Source organism: Actinoplanes sp. NPDC049316, assembly GCF_040677315.1.
Taxonomy (GTDB): Bacteria; Actinomycetota; Actinomycetes; order Mycobacteriales; family Micromonosporaceae; genus Actinoplanes.
In genome coordinates, this window is sequence record NZ_JBFAQM010000002.1 from 235346 (window position 1) to 259549 (window position 24204).

The window sequence follows — 24204 nt, forward strand, 5'->3', positions numbered from 1 at the left end:
GAGCCGGTGACACCTCGCCGCCGCCCCGGGCAGTACGGTGATTCGCATGTTGATCAGCTGCGGCTGCCCCGTGTCCGGGGTCTGGGCCGATCCCCTGTCGGTGTCCGGCTTCGCGATGCGCGCCGAGGAGCTCGGCTACCACGGGCTGTGGGCGTTCCAGCGGCTGCTCGCCGGCGAGGGACAGGACCTCGCGCCGGTTTACCGTAGCGTGCTCGACCCGATGCTGGCGCTGACGTACGCCGCCGCCCGCACCTCCGCCGTCCGGCTCGGCGTCGCGGTGATCAACCTGCCGTACCTGTCCCCCACGTACCTCGCCAAGCAGGCCACGACCCTGGACGTGCTCTCCGGCGGCCGCTTCGACCTGGGGCTGGGCACCGGCTGGTCCGACGTGGAGTTCGCGGCGACCGGCTCCGACCCGAACCCGCGGGGCCGGCGCACCGAGGAGTATCTGCGGGTGCTGCGGACCCTCTTCGCCGGCGAGGTGGCCTCGGTCGAGGGCGAGTTCTACCGGGTGCCGCCGAGCCGCATGGCACCGCCGCCCGTGCAGCCCGGCGGCCCGCCGATCCTGCTCGGCGGGACGGCCGACGTCGCGTTGCGCCGGGCCGGGCGGATCGCCGCGGGCTGGGTGAGCAGCAGCCGCGCGAGCCTGCCGGACATCGCCCGGGGCGCGCAGATCGTGCGGCGGGCCGCGGAGGAGGCGGGCCGGGATCCCGGCGCCGTCCGGATCGTGGTGCGCGGCGTGGTCAAGGCCGGCCTGCGCGACGACGCCGTGCCGCTGTCGGGCACGTGGGACCAGATCCGCGACGGCGCGCAGCGGTACGCGGAGGCCGGTGTCACCGAACTGTTCTACGACCTCAACTGGGACCCGGCGATCGGCTCTCCGGATGCGGACCCGCGCGCGGCCGGCGAGCGGGCCGAGGAGATCCTCACCGCGCTGGCACCGAACGGCTGAAGATCTCCCGCAATCGTGTCAGCCCGGGGTCCCGGTCCTTCCTGCCGGCCCTCGGGGACGGCAGTGTGACGCCATGAAGCGCTGCCTCGCCGCCCTCGTCGCCGCCGTCTGCGTCGTCTCCGCCACCGGATGCGGTGCCGTCACCGGCGCCGACGCGGCTCCGGCTCCCACCGCAACCCGGCCGGCCCCGTCGCCGACGCCGTCGTCGGCGAGCGGGCTCGGCGACTCCGTGAAGGACTCCGGCGACATCCCCGACCCGTGCACGCTGCTCAGCGACGCCGAGGTCGAGAGCCTGACCGGCCGGGGCATCACCCGGACCGACGAGGACGGCGCGAAGCCCGGTGACACCACCCGCTTCTGCCAGTGGCAGCAGCCGGGCGGCCAGCTCGCCGTCTTCCTGTCGCGCACGACCGAAAGCGACTTCACCGTCACGATCGACGGCGCCACCCCGGTGGACGGGGTCGGCGAGGACGCCTTCGCCCTCGCCGGCCACCTGTACGTCCTCTACGGCACGGTCTCGATCGACGTGTACGCCCGCGGCGACAGCGACGACGAGAACCTGGCCGAGGCGAAGAAGATCGCCAAGGTGCTGATGACCCGGATCTGACGCCTACTCGAACGGCGTCAGCGTGATGCCGATCGAGGTGGGGTTGCCGTCGTGCACCAGCGACTCCTGGTTGGCGACGTCGTCGAAGGCGAACGCGTACGCCTTGCCGTCGACCATCTGCTCGTGGATGACCTTGGCGTACTCGTTGGTCGGGTCGTTGCGGTAGAACGTGGACGGATCCGTGCTCGGCTCGACCGGCTGCGAGCCCAGCGTGGTGCGCTGCAGCGCCGCGCACAGGCTGCGCGCGATCGGGCCGACGACCAGGTCGTTCGGCGCGCCGAGGTTGCCGTCGCAGCCCCAGACGTTGGCCGTGCTCGGCTTGGTGAACGTGGCGACCTGCGCCCCGCTGCCGTCGGTGAAGGTCATGACGTCGCCGGCGGTACGGCCCTTGAAGACCTTGTCGGGCTGGTCGGCGAACGGCTTCACGACCAGGTCGGTGGTCGCGTACGCGGCCCACGCCTCGTCGATGTAGGACGCGAGGTAGTCCGGGTCGAAGGAGCCACCGTCGGCGCCCTTGCCCGGCGAGAGCACCCGCAGCACGGTCCCGTCGTCGCGGGTCTGCACGAGCTTGGCGAACTCGGGGTCGGCCTTCATGGCGTCGACGACGGCGCCACGCCCACCCGGCTTCAGCTCGCCGGTCGCCTGGGTCCGGCTGTCCGAGCCGGTCACGCTGACCTCGTGCGGCACGGCGAACATGTCCACCTGCGAGCTGTTGAGGAACACCCCGGCGTCGTTGAACGTGAACTCGCTCCAGTCGAACAGGATGTCGCTGTTGGCGTCCCCGGCGGCCCAGGGCGCGGGCTGCACGAGGCCGCCGTCCTGGCTCAGCTTGAAGTCGAGCTTGTCGCCGAACGACATGTACATCCGGCCGGACAGACCGCGCGGCACGCCGATGGTCTTGCTGGCCCCGTTCGCCGGCCCGGCGATCGACACGTCCGGCGCCGGTACGGGCGGGTTCGCGCCACCGGTCCACGGCGTGAACGTCCCGGCCTCGGTGACATAGCCGAGCTTGCCTCCGGATTCGCCGAGCACGTACAGGTGCACGGCCTCGCTGCGTCCGGAGTCGTTGGTGACCGTCAGCGGCAGCACGTCCGGCCCGGTGGCGGCTTGCGCGGTGGGGATGACCGCGATGGCCGCGGGCACGGCGACAGCCGCGACGGCGAGTCCGAGCAGGGTTTTGCGATTCAGTCGCACAGGCACTCCAGTGTCCGGCCCCCGGTGGCGGGGCCCGGCGTCCGGCCGGGAGGGATCCCACGCCGGCCAGGAGCGCTTCGGGGGCGGACACGGAAGGGGGATGCGTCCTGACCGTCACGCTCCGCATCGCCGCCTCGGCGGTGAGAGCGCTCTCACCACCATGGTACGGCGGTCCAGAGATGTCAACCGATGGCCGGAGCCCTTAGCACACCAGGAAATCTTCCGCATTGGTCATCAGCGAGCGGGGTCGACCGGCCTCGCACCCTGGCTACGGTGCGTTATTTCGTCGCTCATCACAGTGGTCCGCTATTCTCTCGACCCGTGAGCATGCCCGCACCGGCACCGCCCGGGGTGTACCACTCGCGCTCGAGGGTCACCCGGCGCCGCGTCGCGCTCGCCGCGGCCGGCCTGGCCCTGCTGCTGCTCGGTTATCTCCTCGGGCGCCTGCAGGACGGCTCGGCGGATCCCGCGCCGGCCGCCGCCGCACCTGTCGCGCCCCCGCCGTCATCGCCGTCCCCGTCGCCGAGCCCTTCGGAGACGGAGGAGGAGGCGCCGGTCGGCGGGATCGACGCGTACACCACGATCCAGGCAGAGAGCGCCACCAACCAGCAGGGCACGGAGTACGAGGACACCGAGGACGAGGGCGGCGGCCAGAACGTCGGGTGGGTCAACAACGGCGACTGGCTGCGCTACGACCAGGTCAACTTCGGCACGACGCCGGCCACCCGGTTCGCCGCGCGGGTCGCCTCGGACGTGGGCGACGGCGTCACCGGCCGGGTCGAGCTGCGCCTCGACAGCCCGGCCGCGGCGCCGATCGGAGGGCTGACCGTGGGCAACATGGGCGGCTGGCAGAACTGGCAGACCCAGACCACCGTGATCACGCCGACGACCGGCCTGCACACGCTGTTCATCACGTTCGCGAGCGACAGCGGCACGGAGTTCCTCAACCTGAACTACTTCGCCTTCGGCCACTGAAGACGCCGCAGGCGGCGCACCCTTCCGGGATGCGCCGCCTGCAATCGGTCACCGGCTCGCGCCGCGGAGACCTCGATCCGGCGGGGCTTCGCCCGCTCGGCGACCGGGATCCGCAGCGTCAGCACGCCGTTATCGTGCCGGGCCTCGAGCTCACTGCATCCGGAAGTCGGCGAAGTCGAAGCCCGGCGAGACCACACAGCTGACCAGCGCCGGCTCGCCACCCACCGGGTACGCGCTCTGCCACACCCCCGCCGGCACGAGCGCCTGCGGGTTCCGGGCGTCCACCAGCACCACGTCGCCCGGCTCGACCGGCTTCTCCCCGCTCCCGCCCAGGCGCAGCTCGAGCGTGCCCGAGTGCAGGAACCACAGCTCGTCGGACCGCACCACGTGCCAGGCCGACGACTCGCCGGGCTGGAGCAGGAAGTAGATCCCGGTGGCGGCGGCGCGCGGGCCCGCGTACCCGTCGGGTTCGAAGACGACGCGCGACCGGAAGGTCTCGCGGAACCACCCGCCCTCCGGGTGGGGTTGCAGATCGAGGGCCTCGGCCAGCGGCGGTCGCGTCGTCATGGCCCCATTCTCGGCGTCTGGCAGACTGCCCGCCATGGGCATGATCTTCGCGGGCCGCCGGCTGACCTCCGAGCAGGCGCGGGACCTGGCGACCGACCCGTCGCTCCTGGAAACGCGCGGCGAGGCCGAGGTGGACCTCGACAAGGCCTGGCACGGGATCCACTTCCTGCTCGCCGGCAACGCCTGGGAGACGACCCCGGGCGCGGGCGAGGCGGTGCTCGGCGGCGACCCGATCGCCGAGGAGGAAGGGCACGACGCGCGCCTGCTCACCCCGGACCAGGTCGCGGCGATCGCCGCCGGGCTGCGCGACGTGGACGCCGCCGCGCTGCGGAGCCGCTACGACGCGGCGGCCCTCAAGGAGGCGGAGATCTACCCCGGCATCTGGGACGAGGACGACGTGCTCGACACGTACCTGCTGCCCAACTTCGACAAGCTCAGGTCGTTCTACCTCACTGCGGCCGGGCAGCACCAGGCAGTGCTGCTGACCATCGCCTGATCACGCCGGCGGTGCCGCGCGCGCTCTCGGCAGGGCGCGGCCGACCGCGGCCGCCGCCGGAGGTCTACGCGGAAACCACCCTGATCCGGACCGTGGCGGTGCCCGTATGGCCCGCCGAGTCGCGGGCGGTGACGGAGATGACGTGCTCGCCCTCGCTGAGCTCGTCGGCGTTCCGCGGCAGCCAAAGCCCGGTGCCGAGCAGGCCGTCGCGGTCCGAGGACCACTGCACGGCGGCGTCGTGGAGGCTGCCGTCCTCGGCGTCGTAGGCCTGGGCGCCGAACACGATGCCCTGTTCGCCGGTGAACACCTTCCCCGCCACCGGGGCGGACACACTGACGATAGGCGCCAGATCGGGCAGCGAGAACGTCGCGGAGACCGCCGCGGTGCTATGGACTCCGTCGCCGGCGATCACCTTGACCTGGGCGTGGCTGCTGCCGGGCAGCGACCATCGCGGCGCCGACATCGACGAGCCGGTGAGGCCGACCCCGATGACCTGCCAGCTGGCACCGCCGTCCGCGCTGTACAGCACGGTGTGGGACAGCGGGGCCGATCCGGCGGCCGCCGACGACCAGGAGATAGTGAGCCGCTCGGCGCCCGTCGCAGGAACGTCGACCGAGACCGTCGGCACGGCCGTCGTGGCCGTCGTGGCTGTCGTGGTGGCCAGGGTGCGACCGCCGGCGGTGCGGAGCTGCACCCGGGCGACGCCGGTCAGGTCGGCGGGGACGACGACGGTGAACAGCGACGCCTGCGGGCCGGCCCCGGCGCCGTCCGGCCCCGCGTCGGCGTCCTGGTGCTCGGGGGTGAACCGCACCCTGTGCACCACCACACCCGCGGCGTCCTGCAGGACCAGTTCGTGGGTGCCGTCGGGGTCGCTCGGGGTGGGTGCCAGGTCGACCGCCAGGGCCGGCTTGAACTGGGCACTCGCGCCGTCGGCCGCGATGATGCCGCGCAGTGTCAGGCCCGAGCCGACCGGCCGGGGCGCGGCTTCCCAGCCGCTGATCGGGTTCCAGTGCGCCGGCGCCGCTGAGACGAACCCGGCCAGCACTGCCACCGCACCGCATACTGCGACGACACCGATACGCCGACCAACCGGCCAGGACCTGAGAACCACGAGCACCCCGCCTGTAGCCGATCACCGTCACCCGAGGCGGTTCTCATCGGCGCACCCGGCGGCTTACCGCAGGTATTGACACTAAGTTGAGGTCACCCCGATGAGTCGTACATATGTGCGAATACTCAGGTTTCCATGGGCAGATCCAGGTTGACTCCGCCAAGGCAGAGGTAGATGGCCGCGGTGAGGGCGTCCAGGTTGCGGAAGCCGAAGCCCCGTCGTTGGATGAGCCGGATCTTGGCGTTGATGCCTTCAAGGCGGGAGTTGGACAAGCCGAGTTCAACGGCGGCGACGATGGCCTCGGCGTGTTTCTCGATCCGGCGTACGAGGTTGACGAACGCAGGAATGCGGCTGCGTTTCGCGGCGGTGCACCAGCGTCTCAGGTAGGCGCGGGCGTCGGCGGGATCAGTGGTTCGGTAGAGGTCGCGAAGTTGTTCCTTGAGTTCCCACGTGCGCCAGAGGCGGTAGCGGTGGCGGCGGAGTAGACCGAGGATCTGGCGGTGCTGGCCGTCGAGGTTTTCTCGGCCGGCACGGACGGCGAAGCGGGCGCGGCGCCAGTCGCGCCGCTCGGGCATGCCTGGGCCCGACGGCATGGTGGGTGCTTCGGCTCGGTAGACCGATTCGACGACCTCGTTGGTCCACTTGATGACGTGGAAGGGGTCGAGGCAGATCCGTGCTTGCGGGATCTGCTCGCGTGTGACGGGGAGGTAGACGCTGCTCCCGTCGAGGGTGATCGCCTCGATCGTGGCCGAGCGTTCGGGGCCGAGCACGGTAAAGAAGTCTTCGAAGGCGGCCTTGGAGCGTTCTTTGCCGACCCAGACGACGTTTCCGGTGTCGTGGTCGGCGACGATGGTCAGGAACTTGTGGCCGCGCTTGTAGGAGATTTCGTCCACGCCGATGCGGTAGAGCCGGTCGAGTCGGGCGTCATTGATGTGGTCGGCCACGACGCGGGTGACGATCGCGTCGACTGCTTCCCACGAGCAGCGCAGCAGCCGGGCGATGCTCGCCTTGTCCATCCGCTGGGCCAGCCACGCGGCGACGTTCTCGAAATCGGTGGTGTGCCGGGCGTTCGGCCGGGCCCATGGCACCTGCTCGGTGCGTACCCTCGCGCAGGCTCGGCAGTCGATGCGGTGGATGTCGGCCTCCAGCCAGACCTGGCAGGCGCCGAAGTCCAGATGCCGCCACCGGCGCCGCGACGAGTCGTAGCGGGCTTTCGTCGGAGTGCCGCATGGGCACATCATGCGCCGCTGCCTCCGGCGGAGGCTGATCACCAGCCCTTGCGCGGTGAATGCCACCGACTGCACTGTCGCCCCAGATAGGCGAAGGATCCGGTTGAATGCTGTGGTTAGCCGCACAGCATGATCAACGAGTAATGCAGGTGGCGCGATGAGTCCCGCGGATCTGTTCGGTCTCAGTGGCGTGCCGTCCGGTCACCGGGCGCTGTGCCATGTTGCCGGCCGCGTCAGCCCCAGGGGAACTCCCAGTTGCCTTGCCGGGGATCAGCGGAGGGGGACGTGTCGACGGCTGTGACGTCGATGCGGTCCAGGCGGTCGGCGATGTCGGTGAGCATCGCTGCCACGCTCGGCCACACCGGGCCGTCTGCTCCGTCGTACTTGAAGTACTCCATGACACAGCCGTGCATGGCTCCGCCGCGGCAGTCGACGAACATGCCGTCAGCCTCTCCGGCCGGAGGAATCCATTCCGGCAGCCACAACGGCATCGAGTCCGTCGTCCCGGCAGGGTCGGCGCTCATCGCCGCCAGTTCCCCGTCGTCGGCATGCTCGCCGGCCACCTGCAGGCGCATCCGCCGATAATTCCGAGACTTCGCAACGCTGAAAGGTGGATACAGCGGTGGGATCAGGTAGCCGGGTGGCCAGCCTCCGTCGAGGTCCATTCCGTCTACCTGTAGCCAGAAGTCGCGCAGGTCGCTGGGTAGCGCATACCCCAGCTCCGCCTCGTAGGCCTGCAGCAGGTGCTCTCCGGCGGGAGGGTTCAGCCGTTGCGCGGTGCTGGGTGCGTGTGTGTGCAGCCACTCCGAGAGCCGCTGCCACACTGCGGGCACTGGACCAGTAGTCATCGATCGTCCCGCGCCGGGAAGGTGGTACCCATGTCCGCAGCGTAGAGGCGATAACCCGCAGGTCCGGTGAATTCGGTGGAGAGATCCGCGCTCCCGGCCACACTTGCGCCGGTTGACCGAAGATCACCCACACAAACCCGAGTAGTCGCACATATGTTCTAAGATGACGCCGTGACTGACCGGGCGACCATCCTGCACGCCGACCTCGACTCGTTCTACGCGTCGGTCGAGCAGCGCGACGACCCCGGGCTGCGGGGCCGGCCGGTCCTGGTCGGCGGCGGGGTCGTGCTGGCGGCCAGCTACGAGGCGAAGGCGTACGGGGTCAAGACTCCGATGGGCATCGCTCAGGCGCGCGCCCTCTGCCCGGGGGCCGTCCTCGTCCCGCCGCGGATGAAGGCGTACTCGGCGGCGAGCAAGGCGGTCTTCGAGGTCTTCCGGGACACCACGCCGATCGTCGAGGGGATCTCGATCGACGAGGCGTTCCTCGAGGTGGGCGGGCTGCTCAAGATCCGGGGTACGCCGACCGAGATCGCCGTACGGCTGCGCGCGGAGGTGCGCGAGCGGGCCGGCCTGCCGATCACGGTCGGGGTGGCCCGGACGAAGTTCCTGGCGAAGGTGGCCAGCGGGGTGGGCAAGCCCGACGGCCTGCTGGTCGTCCCGCCCGGCGAGGAGCTGGCGTTCCTGCATCCGCTGCCGGTCGAACGGCTCTGGGGCGTGGGCCCGGTGACCGCCGCCAAGCTGCGCGAGCGGCAGATCCGCACGGTCGGCCACGTCGCCCGGATCGGCGAGGCGGCCCTGGTCACCATGCTCGGCGCGCACGCCGGCCGGCACCTGCACGCGCTCGCCCACAACCGCGACCCCCGCCGCGTCCGGGTCGGGCACCGGCGCGGCTCGATCGGCTCCCAGTGTGCCCTGGGTCGCCGGCCGCGACCGTTCCCGGAGGTCGAGGCCACCCTCGCCGCGCTGGTCGACCGGGTCACCCGCCGGATGCGGGCGGCCAACCGGGCCGGGCGGACGGTGACGCTGCGGCTGCGTTTCGGCGACTTCACCCGCGCCACCCGCTCCCGGAGTTTGCTCAAGGCCACGATGCAGACCCGGCCGATCCTCGAGACCGCGCGCGGCCTGCTGACCGCCGCCCGGCCGCTGATCGAGGAGCGCGGCATCACGCTGGTCGGGGTGGCGGTCGGCAACCTGGACAGCGACGGCTCGGTGCAGCTCGAGCTGCCCTTCGACGACCCGCACGACGACGGCCTCGACAGCGCGCTCGACGCCGTACGCGATCGGTTCGGCTCGTCGTCGGTGACCCGGGCGGCGTCGCTGGGCCGTGAGCTGAGCCCCTCCGTGCCCCTCCTCCCGGACTGAGCCGGGTGTCGGGCAGACTGCACGGCGTGCGGAAGATCTACGTCATCGGGATCGGGGCCGGCGACCCCGACCACCTGACCCTGCAGGCAGCCAAGGCGATCGGCCGGACGGACGTGTTCTTCCTGCTCGACAAGGGCGAGGCCAAGGAGAGCATGATCGAGCTGCGGCGCCGGATGCTCAAGGCGTACGGGAAACCGGGCCGCCGCATCGCCGAGGGGCGCGACCCCGACCGCGACCGCAGCCCCGCCGACTACGAGGGCACGATCGCCGACTGGCGGCACCGCCGCTCCGAGGTGACCGAGGCGCTGATCAGCGAGCACCTGCTCGACGGCGAGATCGGCGCGTTCCTGGTCTGGGGCGACCCGTCGCTCTACGACTCCACCATCGCGATCCTCGAGGAGATCCTGGCCCGTGGCCGGACCCGCTTCGAGTACGAGGTCGTGCCCGGTATCAGCAGCGTCTCCACGCTCGTCGCGAAGCACCGGATCGGCCTGAACCGGGTGGGACAGCCGTTCCAGGTGACGACCGGCCGGCGGCTCGCGGAGCAGTGGCCGCCCGGGGTGGACGACGTGATCGTGATGCTGGACGCGCACCAGAGCTTCGGGACGGTCGAGGGCGACGTCGACATCTACTGGGGCGCGTACCTCGGGACGCCGGACGAGCTGCTGATCTCCGGGCCGCTGGCCGAGGTCGCCGACGAGATCCGCCGGGTGCGCGCCGAAGCCCGCGAGCGGCACGGCTGGATCATGGACACGTACCTGCTGCGCCGCCGCACCTGAGGCCGTACGGTCAGATCCGGAAGGCCGCGACCAGCTCGCCCAGCTCGTCCGCCATCGCGGCGAGGCCGCCGGCGGCCTGCCGCACCCGTTTCCGCAGCGCAGGCGGCGCCGGCCCGGATGAGCCGGCACCGCCTGGGCCCGCGGCTACTCCTTGGTCCCGATGCTCTCGACCGCCGGCACCCGCAGCAGGCGGCCGATCGGCAGCACCGTGGTGACCAGCGCCAGCAGCGCCGTCCCGCCGATCACGGCCACCCAGCCCAGCGCGGGCACGTACGGCACCGGGTCGCCGGTCAGGGCGTTGACCACCGCGACCAGCGTGGTGGCCGCGATGCCGCCGCCGATCACCAGCGCGACCCCCAGCAGGCCGGTCTGCTCGGCGTGGACCATCCGTTTGACCTGCCGCTTCGTCACCCCGACCAGGCGCAGCAGGGACAGCTCGCGGCGCCGGGCCAGCGCCGCCATCACCATGGTGTTGGCGGCCGCGAGCGCCGCGTACCCGACCATCACGCCGATGAGCAGCTTGTTCAGCCACGCGCTGACCGCGAGATCCTGAGCGAGCTGCTGGTTCAGGTCGGCGGACGCCACGAGCGCGCTGCCCGGGTACCGCGCCGCCAGGGCCGCCAGCGCCCGGTCGGCGTCCGCGCCGGGCGCCGTCCGGATCAGGACCTGGTCGTCGAGGTTCCTCGCGGTGTGCCCGGCGACCACCTCCCGGGGCAGGGTCACGTCGCCGAAGCCGAGCCCGCGCTGGTAGATCGCCGCGACGCGCAGCTCCACCGGGGTGCCGTCGCCCAGCCAGAACCGGGCCCGGTCGCCCACCTTCCAGCCGGAGCTACCGGCCTGCAGTTGCGACACCGCGACACCGTCGGCGCCCAGGTCGGCCATGCTGCCCGAGGTGACGCGCAGGTCGAGCGTGGCGGCGCCGCCGACGTCGACCGCCTGGGCCGGGACCGCCTCGGCGTCGCCCAGCACCTTCAGGATCACGGACGTGCGCCGGACGCCGGTCGCGGCCTGCACCCCGGGGACGGCGCGGGCGTCGGCGACCGCGCTGCCGGGCAGCCCGGCCGGGGAGACGAGCGCGTGCTGGGCCAGCGTGCCCTCGCGGACCTGCTCGACGGTCTGCCGCTGCAGGTTGTCCTGCAGGAACCACACCGAGCCGCCGAAGCCGACCGACAGCACCAGCGCGGTCAGCACGGTGGTCATGCCCTGCGCGCTGGCCTTCAGGTTCTTCGTGGCCAGGTAGCCGCTGGTGCCCCACACGCCGCGCAGCAGCGGGGTGAGCAGCTGCGCGCTGGTCCGGTTGATCCACGGCGCCAGCAGGGCGACCGCGGTGACGAAGAGGTACAGCATGCCGATCGCGCCGGCGAGCGCGGTCTGGCCGCCGGCGCCGACGGTGAGGGAGCCGGCCGTACCCGCGCCGGCCAGCGTCAGCACGCCGAAGACCAGCCGCACCTTGCCGCTCTCGGCCGGCTCGACCGCGGCCTCGCCGAGCGCCTCGGTCGGACGGATCCTGGTCACCCGGCGCGCGGCGGCGAGGGCCGACAGCATCGCGACCAGCACGATGGTCAGCACGGCGGCCGGTGCGGAGAGGACGCCGATGCTCATCGGGAAGCCGGCCGGCAGGAAGCCCCGGCCGGCGAACTGGCCGTGGACCCACTCGGTCGCCAGGTAGCCACCCGGGACGCCGATCGCGGCGCCCGCCAGGCCGAGCAGCATGGCCTCCGCCACGACCATCCGGCGGACCTGCCCCGGAGTCGCGGCGACCGCGCGCAGCAGGGCCAGGTCGCGGCGGCGGTGCCGCACCGAGAGGCCGATCGTCCCGGCCACCACGAAGCCGACCAGCATCACCACGTACCCACCGAGCGACGCGCCGATCGTGATGAGCAGGGTCCGCGCCGAGCCCTCGTCACTCTCGGCGGCGCCCAGGTCGCTGCCCGCGTACGCCTTGGCGCCGGTCCCGCCGGCCACCTTGCCGACCGCGGCGGCGACCGCCTTTTTGTCGGCCCCGGGCTCCGCCACGACGCCGATCGCGTCGACCTTGCCCGAATTGGCAGCGAGCTTGGCCGCCTGCGCGTCGGTGAAGAACACGCTCTCCGGCCCGGCCCCGGTCGCGATGCCGCTGACCCGGAACTCCCGGGCCGAGCCCCCGACGAGCAGGGTGGTGCGATCGCCGGGCCCGGCGTCGCCCGCCAGGCGGGCGTCGAGCACCACGTCCCCGGCCTGAGCGGGCGGGTCACCCTTGATGATTTCGTACGGGGTCAGCACGGCGGAACTCCACCCGTGGCCGGTGGCGGGTCCGGACCCGACGACGGGAACCCGGACGTCGGCGACCACCGTCGCCACCCCCGGCACGCTGCGGAGCTCGTCGGCCAGGGCGGCCGGCACCGTGCCGCCCTCCGGCAGCGCGACGGTGACCCGGTTGACGTCACCGAGCTCCTTGGTGGTGAAGGAGAGGTCGCGGTGGGCCACGACGACGTCGGCGGCGGCGTACTGCTGGGCGGCCGGTCGATATCGCAGGCCGGACTCGACCATGGCGCCCAGCGCGGTGAGGATCACGACCCCCACGGTCAGGGCGACCAGCGTGGCGAGGGCACTGCCGATCCGGCGGCGCAGCATCTGAGCGGCGAGCTTGATCATGGTTCACCGCACCCCCTGCACGGTACGGCCCAGCGACGCGAGCTCCTCGGCGATGCGGTTCGCGCCCGGCTGCGGCATGTCACGCACGATCCGGCCGTCGGCCAGCACCATGACGCGGTCCGCGTACGAGGCGGCCACCGGGTCGTGGGTGACCATGATGACCGTCTGGCCCTGCTCGTCCACCACCGCCCGCAGCAGCGCGAGCACCTCGGCGGCGGTCTGGGTGTCCAGGGCGCCGGTGGGCTCGTCGCAGAAGATGACCTCCGGCCGGGTGGCCAGCGCCCGGGCGATCGCCACGCGCTGCTGCTGGCCGCCGGACAGGGCGCTCGGCCGGTGCCGCAGCCGGTCACCGAGGCCGACGCGCTCCACCACCTCGGCGAGCCACCGCCGGTCGGCCCGTACGTCGGCCAGCCGCAGCGGCAGCAGGATGTTCTCCTCGACGGTCAGCGCGCCGATGAGGTTGAACGCCTGGAAGACGAACCCGACGTGGGTACGCCGCAGCTTCGTCAGCGCGGTCTCGGACAGCCGGGAGAGCTCGGTGGCGCCGATCCAGACCCGCCCGGACGTGGGCCGGTCCAGCCCCGCCGCGGTCTGCAGCAGCGTGCTCTTGCCGGAACCCGAGGGGCCCATCACGGCGGTGAAGGTGCCCCGGGCGAAGGTGGCGTCCACGCCGGCGAGAGCGGTGACGCCCTGCCCGCCGGTGCGGTAGACCCGGGTCAGTTGCTCGGTGCGGACCGCCACCGCACCCGGGGTCGGCGTCACGTCCTGCGCTGGTGTTTTCGCTGCTCTCCACATGCCTTGAACGCTATGGAGATCAGCCGTCCCGCTGAATGCCGCCAGCTGCCGAGCCTTGGTAGTGCAGGCCCTACTCCTCGCCCTCCAGGTCGCCTTCCGTCTCGAGGAAGACCTGCTGCAGCGCCGCGAGGGTGTCCGGGTCGGGGGCCTCCCACAGCTTGCGGTCGGCCGCCTCGAGCAGGCGCTCCGTGATGCCGTGCAGGGCCCACGGGTTCGACTGCGTCATGAACTTCTTGTTCTCCGGGTCCAGCACGTACGACGCGGCGAGCTGCTCGTACATCCAGTCGGCCACCACGCCGGCGGTGGCGTCGTAGCCGAACAGGTAGTCGACCGTCGCGGCCAGCTCGAAGGCGCCCTTGTAGCCGTGCCGGCGCATCGCGGCGATCCAGCGCGGGTTGACCACGCGGGCCCGGAAGACCCGGGCGGTCTCCTCGGTGAGGCTGCGGGTCCGGGTCGCGTCCGGGTTCGTCGAGTCACCGATGTACGCGGCCGGCGCCCGCCCGGTCAGCGCCCGTACGGTGGCGATCATGCCGCCGTGGTACTGGAAGTAGTCGTCGGAGTCGGCGATGTCGTGCTCGCGGGTGTCGATGTTCTTCGCCGCCACCTCGATGCGCCGGTACGCGTTCTCCATGTCCCCGCGCGCCGGGACGCCGTCGAGGCCGCGGCCGTACGCGAAGCCGCCCCAGACCGCGTACACCTCGGCCAGGTCGGCGTCGCCGCGCCAGTTGCGGCTGTCGATCAGCGGGAGGATGCCGGCGCCGTACGCGCCCGGCCGGGACCCGAAGATCCGGGTGGTGGCCTGCCGCCAGCTCTTGCCCGCCGCCGTGTCAGCCGTCGCATGGGCCCGCACGAAGTTCTGCGCCGGGGTCTCGTCCAGCCCGGCGACCAGCCCGAACGCGTCGTCGAGCAGCGCCACCACGTGCGGGAACGCGTCCCGGAAGAAGCCGGAGATGCGCACGGTCACGTCGATGCGCGGCCGGCCCAGCTCGTCCAGCCCGATCGGCTCGATGCCGGTGACCCGGCGGGAGGCGGGGTCCCAGACCGGGCGTACGCCGATCAGCGCGAGGATCTCGGCGATGTCGTCGCCCGCGGTCCGCATGGCGCTCGTGCCCCACGCGGAGAGTCCGACCGACTTGGGCCAGTCGCCGTGGTCCTCGCGGTAGCGCTTGAGCAGCGACTCCGCCATCGCCTGGCCGGTCTCCCAGGCGAGCGCGCTCGGGATGGCCTTCGGGTCGACGGAGTAGAAGTTGCGGCCGGTCGGCAGCACGTTGATCAGGCCGCGCAGCGGGGAGCCGCTCGGGCCGGCCGGCACGTAGCCGCCGTCCAGCGCGTGCAGCACGTTGGTCAGCTCGTCGGTCGTGCGCGCCAGCCGGGGCACGACCTCGCGGGCCGCGAACGCCAGGATCTCTCGCACCTGGGGATCGTCGGTGATGTCCGGGACGTCCGCGGGCCAGCCGGCCTCCTCCATCGCCGCGACCAGCGTCCGGGCCTTCGCCTCCACCGCGTCGGTCTCGGCGGTCGAGGCGTCCTCGCGCAGGCCGAGCGCCTCGCGCAGGCCCGGCAGCGCCGCGACCTGGCCCGCCCACATCTGCTTGGCGCGCAGCATGGCCAGCACCAGGTTGACGCGCGGCTCACCGGTCGGCGCGGCGCCCAGCACGTGCAGGCCGTCGCGGATCTGCACGTCCTTGACCTCGCACAGCCAGCCGTCGACGTGCAGCAGGAACTCGTCGAACTCCTCGTCGCCGGGGCGGTTGGCCAGGCCGAGGTCGTGGTCCATCTTGGCGGCCTGGATCAGCGTCCAGATCTGCGAACGGATGGCCGGCAGCTTCGCCGGGTCCAGCGCGGCGATGTTCGCGTGCTCGTCGAGGAGCTGCTCCAGCCGGGCGATGTCGCCGTACGACTCGGCGCGCGCCATCGGCGGGATCAGGTGGTCGACCAGCGTCGCGTGCGCCCGGCGCTTGGCCTGGGTCCCCTCCCCCGGGTCGTTGACCAGGAACGGGTAGATCAGCGGCAGGTTGCCCAGCGCCGCGTCGGTGCCGTCGGAGGCCGACATGCCGACGTTCTTGCCCGGCAGCCACTCGAGGTTGCCGTGCTTGCCGACGTGCACGACCGCGTGCGCGCCGAACTCGTCGGCCAGCCACCGGTACGCCGCCAGATAGTGGTGGCTCGGCGGCAGGTCGGGGTCGTGGTAGATAGCCACCGGGTTGGCGCCGAAACCGCGGGGCGGCTGCACCATGACCACGGTGTTCTCGTCGCGCAGCGCGGCCAGCACGATGTCGCCGTCGTCCACGTACAGCTCACCGGGCGGCGGGCCCCAGTGCTGCTCCATCGCCTCGCGCAGGTCCTCAGGGAGCGTCGCGAACCAGGCCGCGTACCGCTCGCCGCTGATCCGGACGGTGTTGCTCTCCAGCTGCTCCTCGGTCAGCCAGTCCGGATCCTGCCCGCCGGCGGCGATGAGCGCGTGGATCAGCGCGTCGCCGTCCTGCTCGGCCACCCCGGGGAACGACCCGGTCCGGTACCCGCGCTCGGCGAGCGCGGCCAGCAGGCGCACGGTCGAGGCGGGCGTGTCCAGCCCGACCGCGTTGCCGATCCGCGAGTGCTTGGTCGGGTACGCCGAGAGCATCACCACGATCCGGTGCTCGGCGGGCGGGATGTGCCGCAGCCGCGCGTGGGCCACGGCGATGCCGGCGACCCGGGCGGCGCGCTCGGGATCGGGTACGTACACCGACAGCCCGTCGCGGTCGAGCTCCTTGAAGCTGAACGGCACGGTGATGATCCGGCCGTCGAACTCGGGGATCGCGACCTGGGTGGCGGCGTCCAGCGGGGACAGTCCGTCGTCGCCGGCCTCCCAGGCGTCGCGGCTGCTGGTCAGGCACAACCCCTGCAGGATCGGCACGTCGAGGTCGGCGAGCACCCCGACGTCCCACGCCTCGTCGTCACCTCCGGCGCTCACGGTCGCGGGCTTCGTGCCGCCGGCGGCGAGCACGGTCACGACCAGGGCGTCCGCCTTGCGCAACTCGGCCAGGAGCTCCGCTGACGCCGTACGCAGAGAAGCAGTGAAGATCGGCAGCGGGCGACCGCCCTCGGCCTCGATCGCGCGGCACAGCGCGTCCACGAAGGCGGTGTTGCCGGCCATGTGGTGCGCCCGGTAGTAGAGGACCGCCACCGTGGGCCCGTCGACGGGCTGCGCCTCCCGCTCGAGCACACCCCAGTCGGGGGCGGCCACCGGCGCCGCGAAGCCGTTGCCCGTCAGCAGGATCGTGTCGGAGAGAAAGTCGTGCAGCGCCGCGAGATTGTCCGGCCCCCCGTACGCCAGGTAGCCGTGCGCCTCCGCGGCGACACCGGCCGGCACGGTCGACAGCTTCATGAGGTCGGCGTCGGGCGCCTGCTCGCCGCCGAGCACCACCACCGGCACCGGCCCGGCCAGCAGCGCGTCGAGCCCCTCCTCCCAGGCCCGGCGGCCACCCAGGATGCGCACGACGATCAGCTCGGCCCCCGCGGTCAGCGCGGGCAGCTCCTCGACGGCGGTGCGGGCCGGGTTGCCCAGGCGCCACCCACGGCCACTGGCCCGGGCGCTGAGCAGGTCGGTGTCGGACGTCGACAGCAGCAGGAACACGGCTCTCCCCTCGGGGTCCGCGCCCCGGCTAGGTGCATCACGGCGACCGGAGTTCCTGGCTCCCGAGCCCGATGGGGCATCGGTGACAGTGGCGGGACCGCGCCGGATTCGCACCGGCTTCCTCCGCGGCGTCGCCGCACGTGGCCTCCCACTCTGCCGACCGCGCGGGGCCGCGTCAACGTGACGAGATCGGCGAGGTCGCTCGGCGCGCCGGGTTGGGCGCGCCGCGTTCCGCGTGACCCGATCCCGTCGGCGTGAGGGCGGGGTGTGACGATGGCGACCGGCCGGAGGAAAGTGTCGGGGCCGATCCGTAGTATCCGGGCCGTGCTCTCCCCCCATCGTTCAACCCCGGCCGATGCCTGCCCCGGCGCCCTGCGGCTGCACGACGCCGCCGACGGGCCGCTCGCGCGCGTCCGCATCCCCGGCGGCCGGATGACGGGCGCCCAGCTCGGGGTGCTGCGGGACATCGCCGCGGAGTGGGGCGACGGGCACGTCGAGCTGACCAGCCGTGCCAACCTCCAGCTGCGCGCGCTGACCGGCGCCCCGGCGGTGCAGCTCGCCGCCCGTCTCGCGGCCGCCGGGCTGCTGCCGTCGCAGACCCATGAGCTCGTACGCAACATCGCCGCGTCCCCGCTGATCGGCGACCCCTCCCCGATCGCCGGCCTCGACCGGGCACTGTGCGCGGACGCCGCCCTCGCCGCCCTGCCCGGACGCTTCCTGTTCGCGATCGACAGCGGGGCCGGCGACGTGGTGTATTCCGCGGATGTGGCCGCTCTCCCGCTCGGTGACCGGGTGGCCGTGCTCCTCGCCGGGCGCGACGTGGGGCTGCGCATCGACCCCGGCCAGATCGTCCCGGTGCTGCTCGCGGCGGCGCACGCCTTCCTCCGGCTGGCGGAGGAGACCGTCGCCGCCGGGCAACGCCGGCCGTGGCGCCTGCGGGAGTTGCCCGACGGCCCGGCGCGGGTGGCCCAGGCGCTGGGAATGCCGCTCGACGCCCCTTCCCCGCAGCTGACGCGGCCCGCACCGCGCGAGCCGATCGGGGTGATCGGCGAGACCGCCGCGGCGGCCCTGGTTCCGCTCGGCCGGCTCACCCCTGCCCAGCTCACCGCCCTTTCGACGGCCTCGGTGCTGGTCGTCACGCCGTGGCGTGGCATCGTCGTGCGCGACCTCGCGCCCGGTGAGACCGGGCCGTGGGTGCACCGGCTCGCCGCGGCCGGGCTGGAGGTCGCCGCCGGGTCGCCCTGGATCGGCGTCACCACCTGCGCCGGCCGGCCCGGATGCGCCAAGGCGCTGGCCGACGTGCGCTCCGAAGCATCCGCCGCCGTGCGGGCCGACGCGCCTGCCGCCGTCGCGTCCGCTGCCGGCGGGCTCCCAGTCCACTGGGTGGGGTGCGCCCGCGGCTGTGGCAGCCCTGCGGGGCCGCACGTGCGGGTGGAGGCCACCGGGTCCGGCTATCTCGTGACCGGACCGGACGGGGTGGCGACGGTCGCGGCGTCCTGGTCACACGGGTCGTCTCGGCCGTCGGGGTCGCCGCCACCGGAAGACGAGCTGGCGGCGCTGGTCGCGGCCGTGAGGAAGGGCTGACATGGAGTACGTGCGCGACGGCGCGGAGATCTACCGGCGGTCGTTCGCCACGATCCGCGCCGAGGCCGACCTGTCCCGGCTGCCGTCCGACGTGGCCCGCGTCGCCGTCCGCATGATCCACGCCTGCGGCATGGTCGACCTGGTCGACGACATCGGCTGGAGCCCCGGCGTGGTCACCGCTGCGCGCAAGGCCCTGCTCGGCGGGGCGCCCATCCTCTGCGACGCCGAGATGGTCGCGTCGGGCGTCACCCGCAAGCGGCTGCCCGCGGACAACGAGGTCGTCTGTACGCTGCGCGACCCGGCAGTGCCGCAGCTCGCGGCGACGATCGGCAACACCCGCAGCGCGGCGGCCCTGGACCTGTGGGGCGACCGCCTCGGTGGCGCGGTGGTGGCCATCGGCAACGCGCCGACCGCGCTGTTCCACCTGCTGGAGATGGTCGAGGCGGGGGCGCCCCGGCCCGCGGCGGTGCTGGGCATCCCGGTCGGGTTCATCGGCGCCGCCGAGTCCAAGGACGCTTTGGCGGCGTCCGGTCTGGAGCATCTGATCGTCCGCGGGCGCCGCGGCGGCAGCGCGATCACGGCGGCCGCGGTCAACGCGCTCGCCTCGGAGGAGGAGTGAACGTGGCGGGTCGGCTGTACGGCGTCGGGCTGGGCCCCGGCGACCCGGACCTGGTCACCGTCAAAGCGGCCCGGCTCATCGCGGAGGCCGACGTGGTCGCGTACCACGCGGCGCGCCACGGGCGCTCCAACGCGCGGGCGATCGCGGCGGCTTACCTGCGCGAGGGGCAGATCGAGGAGCCGCTGATCTACCCGGTGACCACCGAGGGCACCGACCACCCGGGCGGCTATCAGGGCGCCATCGACGACTTCTACGCCGACTCCGCCGAACGGCTCGCCGCCCACCTCGACGCCGGCCGCGACGTCGTGGTGCTGGCCGAGGGCGACCCGCTCTTCTACGGCTCCTACATGCACATGCACAAGCGGCTCGCCCACCGGTACGAGGCCACGGTCGTGCCCGGCGTCACCTCGGTCAGCGCTGCTTCGGCGGTGCTCGGCCGCCCCCTCATGGAACGCGACGAGGTGCTGACAGTGCTCCCCGGCACCCTCGCCCCGGACGACCTGGCCGCCCGCCTGGCCGCCACCGACTCGGCCGCGATCATGAAGCTGGGCCGCACCTTCGAGGGGGTCCGCCAGGCCCTGGAGGCCGCGGGGCGCCTCGACGACGCCTGGTACGTCGAACGCGCCACGACCGACCGCGAACGCCACGCCCGCCTGGCCGACGTCGACCCGGCGACGGTCCCGTACTTCTCGCTGGCCCTGCTTCCCAGCCCGGCCGCCGCAGCGTTCGCGGCCCCCGGCTCGAGCCGCACGGCCGCCGGAGCCGGCACGGTGACCGTCATCGGCCTGGGACCGGCCGGCCGCGAATGGCTCACCCCGGAGGCGCAGGCGGCGCTGGCCGAGGCGGACGACATCGTGGGCTACGGCCCGTACGTGAACCGTGTCCCGGCCAACCCGCGCCAGCAGCGGCACGCCTCGGACAACCGCGTCGAGGCCGAACGCGCGGCTTTCGCCCTGGACCTGGCCAAACGCGGTCGCCGGGTGGCGGTCGTGTCCTCCGGCGACCCCGGGGTGTTCGCCATGGCCGCGGCGGTCCTGGAGGTCAGCGAGGATCCGCAGTGGAAAGACGTCCCGGTACGCATCGTCCCGGGCCTCACCGCGGCGCAAGCCGTGGCGAGCCGCGCGGGAGCGCCGCTGGGCCACGACTTCTGCATCATGTCGCTCTCCGACCGGCTGAAGCCGTGGGACGTGATCGCGTCCCGGCTCGCCGCGGCGGCGGGCGCGGACATGGTGATCGCGCTCTACAACCCGGCCTCGCAGAGCCGCAAGGAACAGCTGGTCCGCGCCCGGGACCTGCTGCTGCAGCACCGCGACCCGCAGACGCCGGTGGTGGTGGGCCGCGACGTCGGCGGCCCGCAGGAGTCCGTACGGATCACCACGCTGGGCGACCTGGACCCGGCGACGATCGACATGCGGTGCCTGCTCATCATCGGGTCGAGCCAGACCCGCACGGTGACGCGCGGCGACGGCTCGACCCAGGTCTTCACCCCACGCCACTACCCCGGCTGACTCCGGCGCGCGGGGCCGGCGGTGTCGCAGCCGCTGCACCTGCTGGCCGCCGCGGCGGCCAGCAGGTCGCGTTCGCCTGGGGACGGTCAGCGACGTCCGGTCGCTCCGAGCGCGGTCAGCCACTCCACGGCCGCGTCGACCGTCGCCGCGACCGGCACACCCGCCGGCAGCGGTGGCCGGTCGACCATCACCACCGGTATCCGCAGCTCCCTGGCGGCGTCCACCTTGGCCGCCGACCCGCCGCTGTTCTTGGTGACCATCACGTCGATGCGGTGCCGCAGCAGCAGCTCCCGCTCGGCGGCGAGGTCGAACGGCCCGCGCTCCAGCACCACCTCCAGGTGCGGCGGCATCGGCGGGACCGGCGGCTCCACCGACCGGGACACGAACCGCAGCCCGTCCAGCGCAGCGAACGCGGCGATGCTCTGCCGTCCCGTGGTGAGGAAGACGCGCTTGCCCAGCGCGGGCAGCAACGCGGCGGCCGCCTCCAGGTCGGCGACGCGATGCCATCGGTCAGCCGGCTGCTCCGTCCAGCCCGGCCGGCGCAGGATCAGCAGCGGGATCCCGGCCCGCGTCGTCGCGGCTGCGGCGTGTGCGGTCATGGTCGCGGCGAACGGATGCGTGGCGTCGACGACCGCGTCGATGCGTTCCTCGCGCAGGTACCGCTCGAGGCCGTCGACCCCGCCGAAGCCACCCGTACGCACCTCACCCGGGGGCAGCAGCGGGTTCGACGTACGGCCGGCGAGCGAGCTGATCACCGGCACCCGGCCGGCCAGGGCACGCCCCTCGGTGGTGCCGCCGAGGACGAGCGCTCTCAGCTGCGGCATCGCTCGGTCGAGTACAGGTGGCTGTCCGGGAACTGCGACGCGCTGAGCGCCGCGCCGACCACGATCACCGCGGTCCGCCGTACCCCGGCCTCCCGCACCTGCCCGGCGATGTCGGCCAGCGTGCCGCGCAGGATGAGCTCGTCCTCGCGACTGGCCCGCGCCACCACCGCGACCGGGCAGTCCGCGCCGTAGTTCGGCACGAGCTCGGCGACGACGGCGTCGATGCGCTGGACGGCAAGGTGCAGCACCATCGTCGACCGGCTGGCCCCCAGCGTCGCGAGGTCCTCCCCCGGGGGCATCGCGGTCGCGCGCTCGGCGGTCCGGGTCAGGATCACCGTCTGCGCGACCTCCGGCACGGTCAGCTCACGGCCCAGCGAGGCGGCCGCGGCCGCGAAGGCGGGCACACCCGGGGTCACGTCGTACGGCACTCCGGCCTGGTCGAGCCGGCGCATCTGCTCGGCCACGGCGCTGAACACCGAGGGATCGCCGGAGTGCAGCCGCGCCACGTCGTGCCCGGCGGTCGTGGCCCGCACCATCTCGCCGACGATCGCATCCAGGTCGAGATTCGCGGTGTCGACCAGGCGTGCCCCGGGCGGGCACGAATCCAGCAACTCCCGCGGCACGAGGCTGCCGGCGTACAGGCAGACCGGCGAGGCGGCGAGCAGCCGCTGTCCCCGTACGGTGATGAGATCCGCGGCCCCCGGCCCGGCGCCGATGAAATGCACCGTCACCGCGAACCCACCGCCAGCATGGTCCCTGCCACCGTCGTCCTCACTCCACCGTCATCCGTCATCGCTCGCCCACCGGCCAGATCGCGGCCGGCATCATCGCTCGGCCACCGACCAGATCGTCATCGGCATCATGGCTTGACCACCGACCAGATCGTCACCGGCATCATCGCTCGCCATCCCGTGAAGCCGCCGACCGGCGAGGCACGGTTCACGGCGACCCGGGTCAGCTCCCCGCCGAGCCTGCCGTACCAGGCGGCGATCACGGCCTCGGACTCCAGCGTGACCGCGTTCGCCACCAGCCGGCCGCCCGCGGGCAACGCCTCCCACGCCGCCTCCAGCACCCCGTCCCCCGTCACGCCGCCGCCGATGAAGACCACGTCGGGCGCCGGCAACCCGGCAAGGGCGCCGGGCGCGCGGCCTTCGACAACCCGCAGATCGGGTACGCCCAGAGCGGCCGCATTGGTCCGGATACGCCCCACCCGCTCGGGCGAGGACTCCACCGCGACCGCCCGGCACGCCCGGTGACTGCGCATCCACTCGATCGCGATGCTGCCGGAGCCCGCGCCGACGTCCCACAGCATCTCGCCGGGCTGCGGCCCCAGCATCGCCAGGGTCACCGCCCGCACCTCACGCTTGGTCAGCTGCCCATCACTGTCGTACGCGTCATCCGGAAGCCCCGGCACCACGGGCCGAGCCGCACCGCCACGCCCGCACTCGACGGCCACAACGTTCAACGGGTCGGCCCCGGAAGTGTCCAGCGTCGCCGCCGTACCGCTGAGAACCGTCTCGTCTGGACCGCCGAGCTGGGCGAGCACGGTGACTGTGCTGTCGGCGTACCCGCGGTCCCTGAGCAGCTGGGCGATCTGGGAAGGAGTGTCCGCGTCCCGGCTGAGCACCAGAATCCGCCGGCCCGGGTGGACCAGCGGATGCAGCCTCTCCACCGGGGCATTCACGAGGCTGAGCACGTCGGCATCGGTAAGCGCCCAGCCCAGCCGCGCCGCGGCCAGCGACACCGACGACGGGTGCGGGATCACGCGCACGGCGTCGCGGCCGACCAGGCGCACCAGGGTGGCCCCGATGCCGTGGAACATCGGATCTCCGCTGGCCAGCACGGCGATCCGGCGGCCGCGATGCCGCTCCAGGAGGCCGGGAAGGGCGGGCAGCAGCGGCGAAGGCCACGCGATCCGCTCCCCAGCCGCCTCGGAGGGCAGCAGGGCCAACTGGCGGTCACTGCCGAAGATCACGTCGGCGCCGGTCAGCGCGGCGACGGCCGTACCCGCGAGCCCGGCCCAGCCGTCGGCGCCGGTCCCGACCACGGTGAGGCCGGCGGGATTCTGAGTCACGCCGTGACCGTAGCCGCCGGCGCGCCGCGACCTCCCGGCCGGACCGAGCGGGGATAACTCCGTCACGGAAGCACCGTCCAGGCTCGCCGGGCTCACCGCGCAAGCGCCCGCCCCGGACACCCGGCCGCGCAACCCCGTCGCGGATCCACCCGGCCGCGCAAGCCCCGACGCGACTGCATCTGGCCACGCAACCCTCGTCGCGGGTCCACCCGGGCGCGCAACCCTCGTCGCGGGTCCACCCGGACGCGCAACCCTCGTCGCAGGTCCTCCCGGCCGCGCGAGACGCCTCGGAGCGGGACCGCCGTCCCTCTGGGGAGGAGTTTTTCCGCCCGGCGTTGAGCCTTCCCGGGCCGAAGCGCGTAGTACCCGTCGACGGCCTCCCGAGACCGGGTCGTCACGTTCGCCGCTGGGGGGTGGCGGCCGACGCGGA

At 73.1% G+C, this 24204-nt stretch carries 20 protein-coding genes and 1 riboswitch; of the genes, 9 read left to right on the forward strand and 11 right to left on the reverse strand.

Features of this window, described 5'->3' with window-relative positions; translation table 11 throughout:
* Positions 1-46: 46 nt before the first annotated feature.
* Positions 47-952 (forward strand): TIGR03619 family F420-dependent LLM class oxidoreductase, encoded by a 906-nt coding sequence (locus AB0K03_RS03615; protein WP_364679932.1) that lies wholly within the window; start codon positions 47-49, stop codon positions 950-952.
* A gap of 73 nt (positions 953-1025) precedes the next feature.
* Positions 1026-1559: a DUF3558 family protein gene (locus AB0K03_RS03620; protein WP_364679935.1), complete on the forward strand. Its 534-nt coding sequence runs from the start codon at positions 1026-1028 to the stop codon at positions 1557-1559.
* A 3-nt stretch (positions 1560-1562) separates the two neighbouring features.
* Here AB0K03_RS03620 and AB0K03_RS03625 read toward each other — a convergent pair whose 3' ends face one another.
* Positions 1563-2753: a glycoside hydrolase family 64 protein gene (locus AB0K03_RS03625; protein WP_364679937.1), complete on the reverse strand. Its 1191-nt coding sequence runs from the start codon at positions 2751-2753 to the stop codon at positions 1563-1565.
* A gap of 327 nt (positions 2754-3080) precedes the next feature.
* On the opposite strand from AB0K03_RS03625, the gene AB0K03_RS03630 reads away from it, so the two are divergent.
* Complete coding sequence (locus AB0K03_RS03630; RefSeq protein ID WP_364680719.1) at positions 3081-3728, forward strand: carbohydrate-binding protein; 648 nt, start codon at positions 3081-3083, stop codon at positions 3726-3728.
* A 150-nt stretch (positions 3729-3878) separates the two neighbouring features.
* Here AB0K03_RS03630 and AB0K03_RS03635 read toward each other — a convergent pair whose 3' ends face one another.
* Positions 3879-4295 carry a cupin domain-containing protein gene (locus tag AB0K03_RS03635; RefSeq protein WP_364679940.1) on the reverse strand — a complete coding sequence of 139 codons (417 nt, stop codon included), beginning with the start codon at positions 4293-4295 and terminating at the stop codon, positions 3879-3881.
* A 34-nt stretch (positions 4296-4329) separates the two neighbouring features.
* Between AB0K03_RS03635 and AB0K03_RS03640 the strand changes: the two genes are divergently transcribed.
* The gene (locus AB0K03_RS03640) at positions 4330-4791 is read left to right on the forward strand and encodes a YfbM family protein (RefSeq protein ID WP_364679946.1); all 462 of its coding nucleotides are present in this window, start codon (positions 4330-4332) and stop codon (positions 4789-4791) included.
* Between the two features lie 64 nt (positions 4792-4855).
* Here AB0K03_RS03640 and AB0K03_RS03645 read toward each other — a convergent pair whose 3' ends face one another.
* From AB0K03_RS03645 to AB0K03_RS03655, 3 genes are all read right to left on the reverse strand, one after another.
* The gene (locus AB0K03_RS03645; protein ID WP_364679949.1) at positions 4856-5842 is read right to left on the reverse strand and encodes a hypothetical protein; all 987 of its coding nucleotides are present in this window, start codon (positions 5840-5842) and stop codon (positions 4856-4858) included.
* A gap of 185 nt (positions 5843-6027) precedes the next feature.
* The gene (locus AB0K03_RS03650) at positions 6028-7197 is read right to left on the reverse strand and encodes an ISL3 family transposase (RefSeq protein ID WP_364679951.1); all 1170 of its coding nucleotides are present in this window, start codon (positions 7195-7197) and stop codon (positions 6028-6030) included.
* A gap of 167 nt (positions 7198-7364) precedes the next feature.
* Positions 7365-7955, reverse strand: coding sequence for an SMI1/KNR4 family protein (locus tag AB0K03_RS03655; RefSeq protein ID WP_364679954.1), 591 nt, complete (start codon positions 7953-7955; stop codon positions 7365-7367).
* A gap of 195 nt (positions 7956-8150) precedes the next feature.
* Here AB0K03_RS03655 and dinB point away from each other — a divergent pair, with 195 nt between their 5' ends.
* Entirely contained in the window at positions 8151-9341 is a 1191-nt protein-coding gene (gene dinB, locus AB0K03_RS03660) for a DNA polymerase IV (protein ID WP_364679956.1), read from the forward strand.
* 26 nt (positions 9342-9367) lie between these two features.
* Positions 9368-10120: a precorrin-6A synthase (deacetylating) gene (gene cobF / locus AB0K03_RS03665; RefSeq protein WP_364679959.1), complete on the forward strand. Its 753-nt coding sequence runs from the start codon at positions 9368-9370 to the stop codon at positions 10118-10120.
* Positions 10121-10264: 144 nt separating this feature from the next.
* On the opposite strand, the gene AB0K03_RS03670 is transcribed toward cobF, so the two are convergent.
* The 3 genes from AB0K03_RS03670 to cobN all read right to left on the reverse strand — a co-directional run bounded on the left by AB0K03_RS03670 (position 10265) and on the right by cobN (position 17165).
* A complete protein-coding gene (locus AB0K03_RS03670; RefSeq protein ID WP_364679960.1) occupies positions 10265-12754 on the reverse strand; it encodes an FtsX-like permease family protein in 2490 nt (829 codons plus the stop codon).
* Between the two features lie 3 nt (positions 12755-12757).
* Positions 12758-13549: an ABC transporter ATP-binding protein gene (locus AB0K03_RS03675; RefSeq protein ID WP_364679962.1), complete on the reverse strand. Its 792-nt coding sequence runs from the start codon at positions 13547-13549 to the stop codon at positions 12758-12760.
* A 70-nt stretch (positions 13550-13619) separates the two neighbouring features.
* Positions 13620-17165, reverse strand: a complete 3546-nt coding sequence (gene cobN / locus AB0K03_RS03680; RefSeq protein ID WP_364679965.1) for a cobaltochelatase subunit CobN — start codon at positions 17163-17165, stop codon at positions 13620-13622.
* A 49-nt stretch (positions 17166-17214) separates the two neighbouring features.
* Positions 17215-17289, reverse strand: a riboswitch (cobalamin riboswitch).
* A gap of 200 nt (positions 17290-17489) precedes the next feature.
* Here cobN and AB0K03_RS03685 point away from each other — a divergent pair.
* Genes AB0K03_RS03685 through AB0K03_RS03695 form a run of 3 tightly spaced genes read left to right on the forward strand, consistent with a single transcriptional unit; the run spans position 17490 to position 20876 of the window.
* On the forward strand, positions 17490-18749 hold the full coding sequence (locus AB0K03_RS03685; protein WP_364679967.1) for a precorrin-3B synthase: 1260 nt from the start codon (positions 17490-17492) through the stop codon (positions 18747-18749).
* A gap of 1 nt (position 18750) precedes the next feature.
* Complete coding sequence (locus AB0K03_RS03690; RefSeq protein ID WP_364679970.1) at positions 18751-19368, forward strand: precorrin-8X methylmutase; 618 nt, start codon at positions 18751-18753, stop codon at positions 19366-19368.
* Between the two features lie 2 nt (positions 19369-19370).
* Positions 19371-20876: a precorrin-2 C(20)-methyltransferase gene (locus tag AB0K03_RS03695; RefSeq protein ID WP_364679972.1), complete on the forward strand. Its 1506-nt coding sequence runs from the start codon at positions 19371-19373 to the stop codon at positions 20874-20876.
* A gap of 86 nt (positions 20877-20962) precedes the next feature.
* Here the strand turns inward: AB0K03_RS03695 and AB0K03_RS03700 are convergent, their stop codons facing one another.
* From AB0K03_RS03700 to cbiE, 3 genes are all read right to left on the reverse strand, one after another.
* Positions 20963-21700: a cobalt-precorrin-6A reductase gene (locus tag AB0K03_RS03700; protein ID WP_364679975.1), complete on the reverse strand. Its 738-nt coding sequence runs from the start codon at positions 21698-21700 to the stop codon at positions 20963-20965.
* Entirely contained in the window at positions 21688-22431 is a 744-nt protein-coding gene (gene cobM / locus AB0K03_RS03705; RefSeq protein WP_364679978.1) for a precorrin-4 C(11)-methyltransferase, read from the reverse strand. The genes AB0K03_RS03700 and cobM overlap by 13 nt, the downstream gene beginning before the upstream one ends.
* 128 nt (positions 22432-22559) lie before the next feature.
* Positions 22560-23774, reverse strand: a complete 1215-nt coding sequence (gene cbiE / locus AB0K03_RS03710) for a precorrin-6y C5,15-methyltransferase (decarboxylating) subunit CbiE (protein WP_364679981.1) — start codon at positions 23772-23774, stop codon at positions 22560-22562.
* Positions 23775-24204 lie beyond the last annotated feature (430 nt).